This is a genomic window from Peptacetobacter sp. AB800, assembly GCF_047807365.1.
Taxonomy (GTDB): Bacteria; Bacillota; Clostridia; order Peptostreptococcales; family Peptostreptococcaceae; genus Peptacetobacter.
In genome coordinates this window covers 218547-233908 of record NZ_JBLOUI010000001.1, presented here as the reverse complement: position 1 = coordinate 233908, position 15362 = coordinate 218547, and the positions used below count along the sequence as shown (strand labels likewise).

Genomic DNA, 15362 nt, shown 5'->3' with positions numbered 1-15362 from the left:
ATCATACTGTCAAACTGAGAGAATATTATATATTAGAAAAATCATCTAATATAATAAAAAATCAAAGTTAAAATATACAAGTTATAAAAACAAACTATTATAAACTAATATTGACACCTAGTACTAAAAAATATATAATAATATAAGAATGAAAAATTCGACCGAGTGACCGAGAAACTTTTATATACCGGTCGACCGACAAAATAAATTGATTAAAGGATTTGGAGAGGGAAAAATGAGTAAAGTTAGAATAGTTACAGATAGAGCATCTGATTTACCAGATAATATAGCAGCAAAATATGGAATAGAAATAGCAGAAATGGACGTCGCTTTTGGGGAAGACGTATATTATGGTGGAAAAGGAATTACTATAGAAGATTTCTACGCAAGAATGAAAAAGGAAAAAGAGCTTCCTAAAACATCTTGTCCATCACCAGACAAGTTCTTAGAAATATACAAAAAAAACGACAGCGATGTATTAGTTCTTACATTGACATCAAAACTTTCAGCTACATACAACTGTGCAGTACTTGCAAATGATATGTACAATGAAGAAGAACACACAAATAAAGTAAAGATAATGGATACAATGAGTGGATCTATAGGGCAGGGGATACTTGCTGTATATGCAGCTCAGTTAGCAGAGCATGGTAAAAAAATAGATGAAATATCTGAAGAAGTAGAAAAACTTATAGATAACACTAAGTTTATAGGAGTACTTCAGACTTTAGAAAATGCTATAAAAGGTGGAAGAATAAGCAGATTAGCTGGAAGTATAATCAATACATTTAACTTTAAAGCTCTTGTACAAATAAATGAAGGTCTAGTAAAACCATTTGACAAGGCTAGAGGTGAAAATGGAAGTATGAAAAAATTAGTTGATTTATTCTTAGAAGGTGCTTCAGATACTGAAAAGAAAACACTATTTATAGGTCATTCTAATTGTTTAGCAAAAGCTGAAAAAGTAAGGGATATGATATTGGAGAGAAAAAGCTACAGAGAAGTTGTATTCTGTGGAATAGGTACTGTAATGGGTACATATACTTCTGATGGTTGCGTATTATTAAATGCAATAGAATTACCAGAAATGATAAATGCATAAAATATTAAATAAATGTTAAATTTATTTTTACAATATTGAATAAAAAAACGAGTTATAATATAATATTCATCAACAATATTTTGTGAGGTGAAATTATGGATAACGGAGATAGTGACGAGGAGAAGAGGTCTATAAATTTATCTAGGAATAAATATATAGACCTTATTTATTTTTCTGTAGTTGCTTCAAAAATTAGAAAAAAATTAATCAAACTCGTATGTTAAGTATAAGTTTTTATAAAATATATGAAGAATACAAAAATAAAAACAATATTTAATAACGAGGAGATTAAAAATGTATAAACAAATAATATTTCAGGTAGTTTTAATAATGATAAATGCCTTCTTTGCGATGACAGAGGTGGCGCTGATATCGACAAATAAAATTAAATTAAAGAAAATGGCAGATGAAGGGGACAATATTGCCAAGAAATTGGTTGATATATCTGAAGATCCTTCAGAGTTTTTATCTACAATACAGATAGGTATAACATTTGCAAACTTTATAGCCAGTGCATTTGCTGCGGATGGGCTTTCTGGATACTTGGCAGACTTCATATACAATACTTTAAATGTAAAGGTATTGTCTTATGAGATGATGAGCACAGCTTCATTGATTTTAATAACGATAATATTATCGTACTTTACACTTGTTTTAGGGGAGCTAGTTCCTAAAAGGATAGCTATGCAGAAACCTATGGAAGTGGCTAGATTTGCGTGTATACCAGTTTCTGCTATTTCTACTGTTGTAAAACCTGCTGTAAAATTCTTATCTCTATCTACAAATGTAGTGTTAAAAGGGTTAAGAATAGATACAAACGAAGAAGAGGACTCTATCACAGAGGAAGAAATAAGAATGATGCTTGAAATAGGGAACACAGGTGGAACAATAAATTCAGACGAAAAAGAATGGATAGACAATGTTTTTGATTTTTCTGATTCTAGTGTAAGAGAGATAATGACTCATAAATCAGAAGTTGTTGGGATTTATGAAAATGATAGCTTAACTGATATAGAAGAAAAAATCCACGAAACAGGCTATTCAAGATATCCTGTCTATGGAGAAAATGACAACGATATAAAAGGGATACTCTATGCTAAAGATTTCTTTGCTGAGGTGTATAGCTGTTTTGCAAAAGAAAATGAGGAATCGGATAATTTAGTAAATAAAGATGTTGTCGTAAACAAAAATGAAGTGAATATAATGGATAATCTAAGAAAACCGTATTTCATACCAGATAGTATGAGTTCTTTCCTATTATTTAAAAATATGCAGAAAAATAATACGCATATAGCCGTAGTTATAAACGAGTATGGTGAAAACATAGGTCTGATAACTATGGAAGACTTGTTAGAAGAGATAGTAGGTAATATATACGACGAATACGATGAGTGTGATGACGAGGATGTTAAGATTTCTGAGAAAACTTGGAAGATAAAGGGAAGTACGAGTTTAGATGATTTATCGGATAAATTTGATATAGATTTTCCTAATGATTTAGATTACGATACTATTTCGGGATTGATTCTAGAAAAGATACAGAGAATACCTAATGATGGAGAGAAGTTTGAAATAGAGGCATTTGGTATGAAAATCAAAGTTGAAAAAGTAGAATCTAGAAAAATTGAAGAAGTGATAATAACTATAATATAAATTAAGTTAGATTAAAAAGAGTATGGTTTTGATAAAAATAAATAAGATAATAAAAAAAGAGGTTATTGCAAATGCAATAACCTCTTTTGATATTAAATTGTAATAAAATTTTTGTTTAAGTTATTCCGTAAGGCTAGTATTAGTCTACTATAACTAATTAGTTTCCAACAACAACTAATTCTTTGTTGTAAGCATTTAAGTCTTCGTAACCGTCTTCAGTTACTAATATAAGGTCTTCTATTCTAACTCCGAATTCTCCTGGTAGATATATACCTGGTTCTACTGAGAATATCATACCTGGTTTTAATTCTTCAGTGTTAACTGCAGAAACATCTCCCATATCGTGGCATTCTAGACCTATAGAATGTCCAGTTCTGTGAGTGAAGTATTCTCCGTAACCTTTTTCTGTTATGTAGTCTCTTGCAGCAGCATCTATGTCACAGAATCTTACACCTGGTTTAACTTTTTCTATTGCTCTCTTATTAGCTTCAAGAACTATATCAAATATTTCTTTTCCTTTTTCAGGAACTGATTTATAGAATACTGTTCTTGTCATATCTGAGCAGTAGTGGTCTTTTATACAACCAAGGTCAAGTATTATAGCGTCTCCTTCTTTAACGTATCTGTCTCCTGGTTCACCATGTGGGTTAGCACCATTAGCAGCGAATCCTATTATTGGATCGAATGATAATCCATCAGCACCAAGATCTTCGTATATTCCTTTAAGAACTGTAACTAACTGTTTTTCAGTTAAATCAGCTGTTATTTCTTTCTGAAGTCTTTCAACTGCTTTATCATTTAACTGAGAAGCTTTTCTCATTAATTCTTTTTCTTCTTCGTCTTTGCACATTCTTAATCTGTCTATTATGTAAGAACCGTTAACGAATTTGCTTCCAGCTCCATGTTCCATTAATCCTAGTAAGAATCTTGCTGGCCAGTTTTTGTCTATACCCATAACAGCATTGTGGTCAACTCTGTCAGCAACAACTTTTACAGAATCGTCAGTATCTTTGAAGATAACTTTTTCAACTCCAAGATCCTGTTCTATTGGGAATAATTCATTTACGAATAATTTGTGGTTACCATCTACATTTAGGTAAAGAGCGAATAATCTTTCTCCTGTGTGTAACATTAATCCTGTTAAGTAGAATATTGAGTAAGGATCACTTACTATCATCTGCTGTATTCCGTCTTTTTTCATCTGTTCTAAAACGGCATTTAATCTCTGAGTTTTCATTGCAAAACTACCTCCTGGCTATTTATAAAATTTTATTACCATCTTTAATTTTAGCACAATAATAAAAAAAGTGAATAGATTTTGACAAAAAATATTAATAAAATTAAAAAAATATTTTATTTTATTTTTAACTGTGCAACGATTTCTTCAGTAGGTGTAACGTATGCAGTATTATTAGTTTCGTATATCACCATTCCAGGTTTTGCTCCACCAGGCTTTTTAACATTTTTTCTCTTAGTATAATCTACTGGCACCTTTGCTGACATTCTAGCTTTACTGTAATAAGCAGCTAAAACAGCAGCTTCAAATAATGTCTGGTCAGAAGGCTCATGTCCCGCACACTTAACTATAACGTGAGAACCTGGGATATCTTTAGTATGCATCCAAATATCGTCGTTATCTGCAAGTCTTAGAGTAAGGTAATCGTTCTGTCTATTGTTTTTTCCAACTAAAATCTGATATCCTTCAGATGATTTAAATTCCATTGGCGCAGTAGAAGGCTGTATCTCTTTTTTGCCGATTTTTTTCTGAGATTTTACATATCCTGTTTTAACAAGCTCTTCTCTTATATCTTTAAGTTCTTTAAGATTTTCACAGTTTTCTATACCAAGTATCGTATTTTCAAGGTATTCAATTTCTTCCTTAGTCATAGCCATCTGATTTGTTATTTCTATCTTTGCGTTTTTAAGTTTGTTGTATTTTTTAAAGTACTTCTGAGCGTTTTCAGAAGGAGTTAAGTTCTTTTTAAGAGCTATTGTAACAGTCTTATACTCTGGATCATAGAAGTTTTGAACATCTACGCTTTCCATACCTTTTTCAATCATATATATATAAGAAGTGATAAGTTCACCTTTAATTTTAAAAATCTCAGCGTTTTCAGACTCTTCAAGTTCTTTTTCAAGTTTTTCTAATTTGTGGATAAGTCTTTCCAACTTAATAGAGATATTTTTCTTCATAACAGAAGCTCTCTGATTTATTCTATCTTTTATATCCTTAGTCTTGTAGTAATCTTCTATAGCTGCAGATATGCTGTCCTTGTGAATTGTAGTAAATTCGTGGTACATATCCATATTAATACATCCAAAATCTACTATTTTATCAATTTTTTCATTAAGTATGATACAAGGTGAATAATTTCCTTCTTTTATATCTTTAAATAAATTTTCAAATGCATTGAATAGATTTTTTAAATCTGAATCTGAAAGTGAAGCAGTAGGCTCGCTTTTTTCTACTCCAGCTCTAAAGCATATTTCTCTAGCTATTGAAGGGCTTATCCCTAAAAATTCTGAGTAAATTGATTTGAAGCAAGGTCCTTCAAAAGATTTAATTCTACTAGAAAAATCAGCAAGAGAAATACTGTCAAGTGGATTTAATTTGTCCTGAGCTGGAGGAAGGTTGTACTCTTGACCTGGAAGTATCTGTCTAACCCTACTCACACTAACAGGGATTCTCTTAGCTGCATCTACTATCCTATTTTCATTTCTCTGGACAAGGATAATATTACTATGTCTACCCATTATCTCAACGTAGATATCCTTGATAGTCTTTTCTTTTAATTCATCAAAAGACTCTACACTTATCTTTAAAATTCTCTCAAAACCAATCTGCTCAATATTCGTAATCACACCGCCCTGAACATACTTTCTAAGTAGCATACAGAAAACAGGTGCTTTCTTAGGATTGTTTTTCTTGTAATCCTCAGCTAAGTAAACTCTTGGATTTGATGCACTTGCACTAAGCACAAGTCTGTAGTTTACCTTGTTGTTTCTTATCTGAAGAAGGATCTCGTCCTCCTCAGGTTGATATATTTTATCTATCTTTGCACCATTCAACAGAGAATTTAATTCGTCTGCAATTGAATGTATAACTAATCCATCTAATGCCATAATTTTTCTCCTCTCAAAAATGTTTATCATTTAATTATATCATATATATCTTTTATTTAATCTAATCAGTTTTAAAGTTTTGAAATAATGAAAAAATAAATCTATGATATAATTTAAAGTATAAGAATACTTTTTAATAAAATGCGAGGAAAAGTTATGGAAAAATATCGTATAGCTATTTGTGAGGACGAAGAAAAAGAAAGAATTCAGTTAAAAGAAAATTTGAAAAAAATTTTAGCTGAGGATATGAAAAATAAAATTGAAATAGAAAATATAATTATCGAGGAATTTGAGTCTGCTGAAGAGCTATTAAAATCTGACCTATCCAAAATAGATATTTTTCTAATGGATATTATGATGGGCGAGATGAACGGAATGGACGCAGCTAAAAAGATAAGGGAGATGAATATAAATTCTGAGATAATATTTATTACTGGGAATGTGGAATTTGTAATAGACGGATATAAAGTAAATGCGTACAGATATATCCTAAAGCCAGTGGAAATTGAGGAATTGAAAGAGAGTATAATCAGTTGCTTTGCAGAACTTGGCAAGAAAAAGGGAAGATTTATTGCGCTTAGCAGAAAAGGTGAGATGGAAAAACTAAAAATAGACGATATAGATTATATTGAGGTTATTAAAAGAAATATTATCGTGCATAAAAACGGCGAAGAAGTTGAGTATACAGGTACTAGTATTGAAAAATTAGAAGAAAAGCTGGAAGATTTTAAGTTCTTTAGATGTCATAAGAGCTACCTTGTAAATTTAGAAAAGGTAGATTCGGTAAAGACGGATGAAGTAGTGGTAAATGGAGAAAATGTGCCAGTTAGTAAGTATAGAGCAAAGGATTTAAAAAGAGAATTTACAGCTATTTTGGGTGATATGATATGCTAAGTTTGAATATAATAATAGAATTTTTTACTGGAGTAATATTTACATTAGTTGAAATAATATCTTTTGCATATATAGAATGTAAAGTAGAAAAAAGAATAATAGGAAAAGATTCATTATTTGTGTATACTATTAGTTTGATTTTGGCATTTTTAATTATAGGAGGAGTTGAAAGCAGTATAGGAATAGGAATACCGTTCTTAACATTGCTGATGATTATTATATATTTGAAAAAATGTTATGGTATGAAAATTTCAAAAGCTATTTTAAATATTATAATATACAGAGTATTTACAATTGGTATTATAGCTATAGTAATAGGAATAATATTCCCGCTAATAGGGCGAAATTTACAGATGATTAAAAGTGATATATATGATTTACAGATTCAGATGATGTCAAGTTCAATAATAATATTTATCGCATCTATGTTTAAATTTAGAGATTTAAAAGAATTTAAATTGAATCCTAGCGAGTATATAATTGCAGCATCTCCTATGATAATAAACTTAGTAAATATAATGTTTGTATTTATAATATTTGCTAAAAATAAAATGCTAGATCATAAGAAATTTGTGTTATTCTTTGTAATATATATGCTTATGACAGTGGCGAATATATTCTTGATAAGTGTAATCACAAATATGATTGTTAAAAACAGCAAGTTAAAATATGAGGGATTGATTGTCGAGGAAAAAATAAATTCTCGGTACAAATACTACAACACTCTTAAAGAAAATCAAGAAAAGGTCAGAAAACTATCACACGATATAAACAATCATATAATGTGTATGGAGAGTATGGATGGTGAAGAAAGAGAGAAGTACAAGAAAAAAATATACGAAGAACTAGATTACAACAGAAATAGAATAAATTCTGGAAGTATGATTTTGGATATAATCCTGTCTGAAAAATACAAAGAATGTAAAAAATATGGTATAAACTTTAAATACGATATAGAGTTTAATGTACTAAAAGATATGGAATCTGTAGATATTTGTTCTATTTTTTCAAATATATTGGACAATGCAGTTGAAGCTTGTCAAAAGGTAGAACCTGGAAATAGATTCATAACGATAAAAGGAAAGATTGCTAAGAACTATTTTGTGATAAAGGCGGAAAATAGCAAAGTGGGAGAGATTAAAAAGGACGAAAAAGGCAATCTTGAAACGAGCAAAGAGGACAAAACTAGACATGGACTAGGAACTAAGATAGTAGAAGAGTCAGTTGAAAAGTATGGTGGAAATATTGAATACTACTATGAAGAAGATAGATTTAGAGTTGTGATTTTGATTCCAATAGAGAAATTTGTCCAGTTGGAACATTAAAACGTCCAGTTGGAGCAAAGTGATTGAAAATTGAATAGATAAATGATAAAAAGAGAGTAAGAAGAGATATTAAATCAAATCTTACTCTCTTTTTTATTTGAGTGACGGAAATTTTGAAATGATAATGAAAAAATTTCGTCAGCAACATAAATTTCTGTAGTGAAAACAAGGAAAGTTATCTTAGATTGGGGTGAGTGTTGTGAAAGAATATAGCAAGGAAGTAAAAGATAGGAATATATTTATAGGATTAATGCTAGTTGGATTATTTTACACAAGAGCAATAATAATAGATTTTAGCATTTATTTAGCAATACTGATGGGAATAGCAATAGTTATATCAGTATTGGTGTACTTAAATAATATGAAAGATATAAATTTAAAAGATTTGTTCAAGTGGAAAAATATAAAAACAATACTAATTTTAGTTATAATAATGCGAGTAGTTGCACTAGGATTTACATTTATCGGTGTAAAAATGTATGGTGATGTATCCTTGAATGATCAAGCTATTATTGATTATATTAATGGGTTGACAAGTATAGAAATGATAGAATTTTTCATATATAAAAACTTTTGGGGACCAATTAGAGAAGAGTTTGTATATAGATATGTAATTATTGGTAATATTGGCAAAATGAGTAAATTAAGCATAATAATATCATCAGCTCTGTTTAGTTCTATTCATGCAGCTGGCAATTTATGGTATTGGATAATGTATTTCTTAATGGGGCTGATTTTAGCTATAGCATACTATAAAACAGAAAGAATAGATATTTGTATTGCTGTTCATATGTTAAATAATATTTTATAAAAATAGATGTATTCTATTGTCATTAAAGAGCTAGTAAAAGATAGGAGGAAAATAAAATGACAAATTATAAAGACTTTGAAATAAATAGAAAAAATGGAAATAGTAGTAATGGTAATGAACGCAGTCTTACAAATATGGATTGCTTATCAGATATATTTAGTGAAATTATTAGTGAAACAATAAAAAATTGTGAATATACAGCAGGTTCAGGATGTACAGGATGTTGCAACAGTCAAAAGAATTGCCCAGGTTCAACAGGAAGAAGAAAATAGTAGCTAAATAAATAAAATGGGAAAATATGAAAAATAAGAATACTAGCTCTTTAAAATAAATTATGTCCAGTTGGAGCAAACTAATTGAAAATAGAATAGATAAATGATAAAAAGAGATAATAAATCAAATCTTAGCTCTCTTTTTTATTTGAGCGACATAACTTTTTGCAATGAAAACAAGGAAAGTTATTTTAGATTGGGGTGAGGATTGTGGGAAAAGAATATAGCAAAGAAGTAAAAGATAGAAATATATTTATAGGGTTAATGTTATTTTTATTAACTTTTATAAGAGGAAGTTTTATATTTAATTATAAAAATGAATCAACTGTTTATACGATAATATCGGTAGAATTAATTGTTATAGTATTTGTATTGATATATTTAAAAAAAAATAATGAAATAAATATAAAAAAAATATTTGATATTCCAAATATAAAATATATTATATTTGGAACAATGGCTATGTTTATAATAGGTAGAACTACTACGTATATGATAAAAGAAGTATATGGTTATAAAATTCTCCAAGAGTTAATGAATAGTGAAATATATGTAAATTATAAAGGAATAGGATTAGTTGAATTTTATATATATACTCTCATCTTTTGTCCTATTTGTGAGGAATTTGAGTTTAGATATGTACTAATGAATAGTATAGGTAAAAATAGTAAATTATCACTAATAATTAATTCAATACTTTTTGCTTTAATGCATGTAAGCTATAACCTAATACAAAGGTTTATGTACTTTTTTATGGGATTTGTGCTATCTTTTTCATATTATAGAACAGAAAAAATAGAAACAAGTATTATTATACATATATTAAATAATGCTTTATCGGGAGTTTAAAGAGCCAATATTTATTAAGGAGGGGTTAGTATGACTAAATATAGCGATTTTGAAATAAAAAAGAAAAAATATACTGATGAAAATAATACAAAAGAAGCAGCTTTTACAAATTATATTTGCGATAGTATAATGATGTCTATAAACTATTGTGATCCAACGAATGCATCAGGATGTACAGGATGTTGTAACAGTCAAAAAAATTGCCCAGGATTAACAGGAAGAAGAAAATAGTAATTAAATTAAAGTAAGATGATAAAGTATAAAAAATAAAAATACTGGCTCTTTAAATAAAATAGATTATGTCCAGTTGGAACATTAAAACGTCCAGTTGGAGCAAAATGATTGAAAATTGAATAAATAAATGATAAAAAGAGAGTAAGAAGAGATAATAAATCAAATCTTACTCTCTTTTTTATTTGAGCTACGGAAATTTTGAAATGATAATGAAAAAATTTCGTCGGCGACATAACTTTATGCGGTGAAAACAAGGAGAGTAATTTTAGATTGAGGTGAGTATCATGAAGGAATATAGTGAAAAGATAAAAGGGATAAATTTACTATTAGCACCAATATTATTTTTTATTTTGAGTGTTGTTTATTCTAACCGTATAGGCAATACATATATCAATATATATACAAAGATATTGATAGAATGTGTAACAATACTTTTTATACTTGTATATCTTTATAAAATAAAAGATATTGATATAAAAAGTTTAATAAAATGGAAAAATTTGAAATATATACTAATAAGTGTAGTACTTTTAAGAATTATAGCAGTTGGAGGTACATATTTAGGAGAAATTATTATACATGAGGAAAGAACGGCAAATGACATGGCTTTGATAAATATGATAAATCAATTAAATGGATTGATGTTAATAGAGTTTTATTTTTCTAAAATTATATTTGGTCCAATAATAGAAGAATATATATTCAGATATATTATAATAGGTAATTTAGGAAAAATGAGCAAAATATCAATGATAATATCATCAATTTTATTTAGTTTAGCTCATATGTCAACTAATATACTACATTGGATGATTTATTTTTTTATGGGAATGGTATTAGCTATTATATATAAGAAAACAGAAAAAATAGAAACAAGTATGTTAGTTCATATTTTAAACAATTTTATAGCATTTTTTAGATGTATTTGATTAGTGTTTAAATAAGAGAACTAGTATTTACGAAAGGGGATATTAAAATGACAAAATATAGTGATTTTGATATAAAGATAAAGAAAACATCTGGAGAAAACAAAGAAACAAGAACAATAACTCCAATAATTACTTATACAATAAAAGAATGTGAAAATACAGCAGGTTCAGGATGTACAGGATGCTGCAATAGCAAACGGAATTGCCCAGGTTCAACAGGTAGAAGAAAATAAGTAGAACAAAATATATAATTAGAAAATAAAAAGTAGAAGAATACTAGTTCTCTTTTAACATATCATGACTAAATATAAGAAAATAATTTAAAATATAAAAATATATAAAATAGGTGATGAAAAAAATGTCAAATGAATATAGTGAAAAAGTAAAAGGGATAAATTTGTTAATAGCATTAATATCATATTTAATTTTTAGTTTTATTCATTCAAAATATATACTAAATACTAATATAAGAATAATGATAGAGATAATATTTGTATCTTTTGTTATTATATATCTTTATAAAATAAAAGATATTGATATAAAAAATTTAAGAAAATGGGAAAATTTAAAATATATAGCTATAGGAGTATTGCTTTTAAGAGTTGTTGCATATGGAGGTACATATTTAGGAGAAATTATCTTGCAAGAAAAAAGAATAGAAAATGATTTGATTTTACAAAGTATACTAAATCAATCAAAAGGAATGAAAATTATAGAATTTTATTTATATTCAATTATATTTATACCAATAATCGAAGAATTTGTATATAGATATGTAATAATAGGAACTTTAGGAAAAATGAGTAAAATATCAATGTTAATATCGTCAGCAATATTTACTTCTATGCATATGACAACGAATATAATACATTGGCTAACATTCTTTTTTATGGGAATGATATTAGCTATTATATATAAGAAAACAGAAAAAATAGAAACAAGTATGTTAGCTCATTCTTTGAATAACTTATTAGCTTTTATTATGTGTATTTGATTAGTGCTGCAAAGAAGAGAACTAGTGTTTAAGAAGGGAGATATTAAAATGACAAAATATAGTGATTTTGATATAAAGATAAAGAAAACATCTGGAGAAAATAAAGAAACAAGGACAACAATATTACCAATAACAACAATATCAATAAAATATTGTGATTCAACAAATGGATCATGTGGGACAGGATGTTGCAATAGCAAACGTAATTGTCCAGGATCAACAGGAAGAAGAAAATAGAAGTTAAATAAAAATGATAAAGTATAAAAAATAAAAATACTGGCTCTTAAAAGTAAATTATGTCCAGTTGGAACAAAAAAACGTCCAGTTGGAGCAAAGTGATTGAAAATAGAATAGAAAAATGATAAAAAGAGAGTAAGAAGAGATACAAATCAAATCATACTCTCTTTTTTATTTGAGCGATATAACTTTATGCGATGAAAACAAGGAAAGTTATTTTAAATTGAGGTGAGTGTTGTGGTAAAGGAATATAGCAAAGAAGTAAGAGATAAAAATATAGCTGTAGGATTTTTATTGATAGGGTTATATTTGATTAGACATATAATATTAAATATTAATATATGGATAGCGATAGTAATGGAAATTTTAGCGGGATTGTTTGTATTAATTTATTTAAATAGTAGAGATGATATAGATATTAAAAATTTATTTAAATAGGAAAATCTAAAGTATATACTATTTATATTTTTAATAAATAGAATTATAGGAATAGTATTTTCATATATAGGAATAGGTATATACGGAGGTGTATCAGCAAATGATCAGGCATTAATAAAGTATGCACATAGTTTAAATGGAATAGAACTAGTGGAGTTTTATATATATAAAAACTTTTGGGCTCCTATAAGAGAAGAATATGTATACAAATATATGATTATAGGGAATATTGGAAAAATGAGATATATTTCATTAATAATATCATCAATTATATTTAGTTTTGGTCATAGAGCAAATAACATATTATATTTTACAATGTATTTTTTTATGGCATTGATACCAGCTATAATATACAAAAAAACCGGAAGAGTGGATATATGTATTGCTGAACATATGCTAAATAATATGGTAGTAGTGTATTAAAAGAGTTAGTATTTTAAAGAAAGAGGGATAAAATGACAAATTATAAAGATTTCGAAATAAATAGAAAAAATGGAAGTAGCAATAGCGATGAACGTATAGCTACGGATATGGATTGTTTATCAAAGATTACAACTGAAATACTTAGCGAAACAATAAAAAATTGTGAATATACAGCAGGTTCAGGATGTACAGGATGTTGTAATAGTAAAAAGAATTGCCCAGGTTCAACAGGAAGAAGAAAATAGAAGTTAAATAAAAATGATAAAGTATAAAAAATAAAAATACTAGCTCTTCAAAATAGATTATGCCCAGTTGGAACATTAAAACGTCCAGTTGGAGCAAAGTGATTGAAAACAGAATAGATAAATGATAAAAAGAGAGTAAGAAGAGATATTAAATCAAATCTTAGCTCTCTTTTTTATTTGAGAGATGGAAATTTCTGTAGTGAAAACAAAGAAAGATATTTTAGATTGGGGTGAATATCATGACAAAGGAAAATGAACACAGAAGATTAGTAATAAATTTAATGATTTTACTTACACTACACTTAATATTTAGAATAATACATTCTATAAATATATCAAACATAGCGGTGATAATATCTATAGAAGTGCTATCTTTGATACTTTTACTAACATATCTTTACAAAAAAAATGAAATAAATATCAAAGATTTATTCAAATTGGAAAATCTTAAATATATAGCTATTGGGTGTATAATTATGAAAGCTATAACAGTAATATTTTCATCGATTGCAGCGAAATATGGGATAATACCAATGCAAGGAGATATTTTACATGGAATAACTAATAGTTTAAGAGATTTGTCTATAGTGGAATATTATATAGTTTCAATACTTTGGATTCCAATAATAGAAGAGTTTCAGTATAGATACATATTCATTGGAGATGTAGGAAGTATAGGGAATACAAAAAATATTGAAAAATCAATGTTAATCTTCTCAACAGTGTTATATGCATTTAGTCACGAATTAGGAAGTCCACTTTACTGTGCTATGTACTTTTTAATAGGTCTAATTCTAGCGATAATATATTGTAAAACCAAGAGAATAGATGTATGTATCGTAACAAGTATGATTTATAGTGTTTTAAATATTTTCTTATAAGAAGGTGAGAAAAATGACAAAAGTAAATAAAGAATTAAAATCAGCTTTAGAATTATTGGCAGGGTTAGTATTAATTATTATTCAAATATTTATAAACATAAAATTCATGCCACAACTTATGAATTTAACTATACTAAGTGTACTAACAATAATCCTATTAGTTTATATTAACAAAGAAGGATATGCAAACATAAAAGATTTATTCAAGTGGGAAAACTTAAAATACGTCCTACTAATCTACATACTATCAAAAGCAGCAGCTTATGCAGCTAACGGAATGGTTGAAATAATGGGAATAGCTCCTATAGCAGAAGATTATTTCTTAGAAAACCAGTTAAGAACACTAACAGGTGCAAAACTAGGACTAGCATTGTTTGAGATATGCTTCATATTACCAATAATTACAGAGTTTATCTATGTACACGTAGCACTAAAAAGCATAGGTAACATGAAAAAATCAGCCATCCCAATAGCAGCAGTAGTAATAGTACTACTTGGTGGAATAAGTGGAATACCAGAAATGCTAATAAGATTTGCAATAAACATAATTCCGCTAATAGCATACTACAAAACAGAACGAATAGACATCTGTATAGCAGCTACTATGCTAAACAACATAATAGCATGCATACTAATATTAGCTTAAATTTTGCAAACCTCAAAATTAAGAACTTAAATAATTGTGGACATAAAAATAGGAACAAGGCTAACAACTGCTAGTACAACATACCAGTATATAAGACCTTAAATTAGTTTAGAATATATAAAAGATAAGTCGCTCTTTATGAGTGGCTTATTTTTTACTGACAAGCAAAGGGATAGAAAATAAATTTTAGAGATGTCATCACTTTTGTGTCTAAAAAGAAAACTTTTCAAAATACAAAATCTTACACAAAATGTGATGCCTCTAAAAATTATTTCTATCCCTTGCTTTTTCTATAAAAAAGATGTC

General features: G+C 27.9%; 20 protein-coding genes. 18 read left to right on the top strand and 2 right to left on the bottom strand.

Going from position 1 to position 15362, the window contains the following annotated elements; translation table 11 throughout:
* Positions 1-235: 235 nt before the first annotated feature.
* The 3 genes from ACK2WN_RS01135 to ACK2WN_RS01125 all read left to right on the top strand — a co-directional run bounded on the left by ACK2WN_RS01135 (position 236) and on the right by ACK2WN_RS01125 (position 2755).
* Positions 236-1102, top strand: a complete 867-nt coding sequence (locus ACK2WN_RS01135; RefSeq protein ID WP_329998410.1) for a DegV family protein — start codon at positions 236-238, stop codon at positions 1100-1102.
* A gap of 95 nt (positions 1103-1197) precedes the next feature.
* Positions 1198-1326 (top strand): hypothetical protein, encoded by a 129-nt coding sequence (locus ACK2WN_RS01130; protein WP_300528613.1) that lies wholly within the window; start codon positions 1198-1200, stop codon positions 1324-1326.
* Positions 1327-1396: 70 nt separating this feature from the next.
* Positions 1397-2755: a hemolysin family protein gene (locus ACK2WN_RS01125; protein WP_416154577.1), complete on the top strand. Its 1359-nt coding sequence runs from the start codon at positions 1397-1399 to the stop codon at positions 2753-2755.
* A 157-nt stretch (positions 2756-2912) separates the two neighbouring features.
* On the opposite strand, the gene ACK2WN_RS01120 is transcribed toward ACK2WN_RS01125, so the two are convergent.
* A complete protein-coding gene (locus tag ACK2WN_RS01120) occupies positions 2913-3992 on the bottom strand; it encodes an aminopeptidase P family protein (protein ID WP_329998415.1) in 1080 nt (359 codons plus the stop codon).
* Positions 3993-4108: 116 nt separating this feature from the next.
* Entirely contained in the window at positions 4109-5878 is a 1770-nt protein-coding gene (locus ACK2WN_RS01115) for an Rqc2 family fibronectin-binding protein (RefSeq protein WP_300528605.1), read from the bottom strand.
* A gap of 156 nt (positions 5879-6034) precedes the next feature.
* Between ACK2WN_RS01115 and ACK2WN_RS01110 the strand changes: the two genes are divergently transcribed.
* The 15 genes from ACK2WN_RS01110 to ACK2WN_RS01040 all read left to right on the top strand — a co-directional run bounded on the left by ACK2WN_RS01110 (position 6035) and on the right by ACK2WN_RS01040 (position 15056).
* Positions 6035-6772, top strand: coding sequence for a LytR/AlgR family response regulator transcription factor (locus ACK2WN_RS01110; RefSeq protein WP_416154576.1), 738 nt, complete (start codon positions 6035-6037; stop codon positions 6770-6772).
* Complete coding sequence (locus tag ACK2WN_RS01105) at positions 6766-8097, top strand: ATP-binding protein (RefSeq protein WP_416154575.1); 1332 nt, start codon at positions 6766-6768, stop codon at positions 8095-8097. The genes ACK2WN_RS01110 and ACK2WN_RS01105 overlap by 7 nt, the downstream gene beginning before the upstream one ends.
* Before the next feature lie 199 nt (positions 8098-8296).
* Positions 8297-8908 carry a lysostaphin resistance A-like protein gene (locus ACK2WN_RS01100; protein ID WP_416154574.1) on the top strand — a complete coding sequence of 204 codons (612 nt, stop codon included), beginning with the start codon at positions 8297-8299 and terminating at the stop codon, positions 8906-8908.
* Positions 8909-8964: 56 nt separating this feature from the next.
* Positions 8965-9180, top strand: a complete 216-nt coding sequence (locus ACK2WN_RS01095; RefSeq protein WP_416154573.1) for a hypothetical protein — start codon at positions 8965-8967, stop codon at positions 9178-9180.
* A gap of 210 nt (positions 9181-9390) precedes the next feature.
* A complete protein-coding gene (locus tag ACK2WN_RS01090; protein WP_416154572.1) occupies positions 9391-10029 on the top strand; it encodes a lysostaphin resistance A-like protein in 639 nt (212 codons plus the stop codon).
* Between the two features lie 30 nt (positions 10030-10059).
* Positions 10060-10260, top strand: coding sequence for a hypothetical protein (locus tag ACK2WN_RS01085; protein ID WP_416154571.1), 201 nt, complete (start codon positions 10060-10062; stop codon positions 10258-10260).
* A gap of 287 nt (positions 10261-10547) precedes the next feature.
* Positions 10548-11192, top strand: coding sequence for a lysostaphin resistance A-like protein (locus tag ACK2WN_RS01080; protein ID WP_416154570.1), 645 nt, complete (start codon positions 10548-10550; stop codon positions 11190-11192).
* Between the two features lie 47 nt (positions 11193-11239).
* A complete protein-coding gene (locus ACK2WN_RS01075) occupies positions 11240-11425 on the top strand; it encodes a hypothetical protein (RefSeq protein WP_416154569.1) in 186 nt (61 codons plus the stop codon).
* Between the two features lie 125 nt (positions 11426-11550).
* Positions 11551-12186 (top strand): lysostaphin resistance A-like protein, encoded by a 636-nt coding sequence (locus ACK2WN_RS01070; RefSeq protein WP_416154568.1) that lies wholly within the window; start codon positions 11551-11553, stop codon positions 12184-12186.
* Between the two features lie 48 nt (positions 12187-12234).
* Complete coding sequence (locus ACK2WN_RS01065; protein WP_416154567.1) at positions 12235-12423, top strand: hypothetical protein; 189 nt, start codon at positions 12235-12237, stop codon at positions 12421-12423.
* A 237-nt stretch (positions 12424-12660) separates the two neighbouring features.
* The gene (locus tag ACK2WN_RS01060; protein ID WP_416154566.1) at positions 12661-12861 is read left to right on the top strand and encodes a hypothetical protein; all 201 of its coding nucleotides are present in this window, start codon (positions 12661-12663) and stop codon (positions 12859-12861) included.
* 150 nt (positions 12862-13011) lie between these two features.
* Positions 13012-13284, top strand: a complete 273-nt coding sequence (locus tag ACK2WN_RS01055) for a type II CAAX prenyl endopeptidase Rce1 family protein (RefSeq protein WP_416154565.1) — start codon at positions 13012-13014, stop codon at positions 13282-13284.
* 32 nt (positions 13285-13316) lie between these two features.
* Positions 13317-13529 carry a hypothetical protein gene (locus ACK2WN_RS01050; RefSeq protein WP_416154564.1) on the top strand — a complete coding sequence of 71 codons (213 nt, stop codon included), beginning with the start codon at positions 13317-13319 and terminating at the stop codon, positions 13527-13529.
* 239 nt (positions 13530-13768) lie between these two features.
* Positions 13769-14410: a CPBP family intramembrane glutamic endopeptidase gene (locus tag ACK2WN_RS01045; RefSeq protein ID WP_329998428.1), complete on the top strand. Its 642-nt coding sequence runs from the start codon at positions 13769-13771 to the stop codon at positions 14408-14410.
* Positions 14411-14423: 13 nt separating this feature from the next.
* On the top strand, positions 14424-15056 hold the full coding sequence (locus ACK2WN_RS01040; protein ID WP_329998430.1) for a hypothetical protein: 633 nt from the start codon (positions 14424-14426) through the stop codon (positions 15054-15056).
* The last annotated feature ends 306 nt before the right edge of the window (positions 15057-15362 follow it).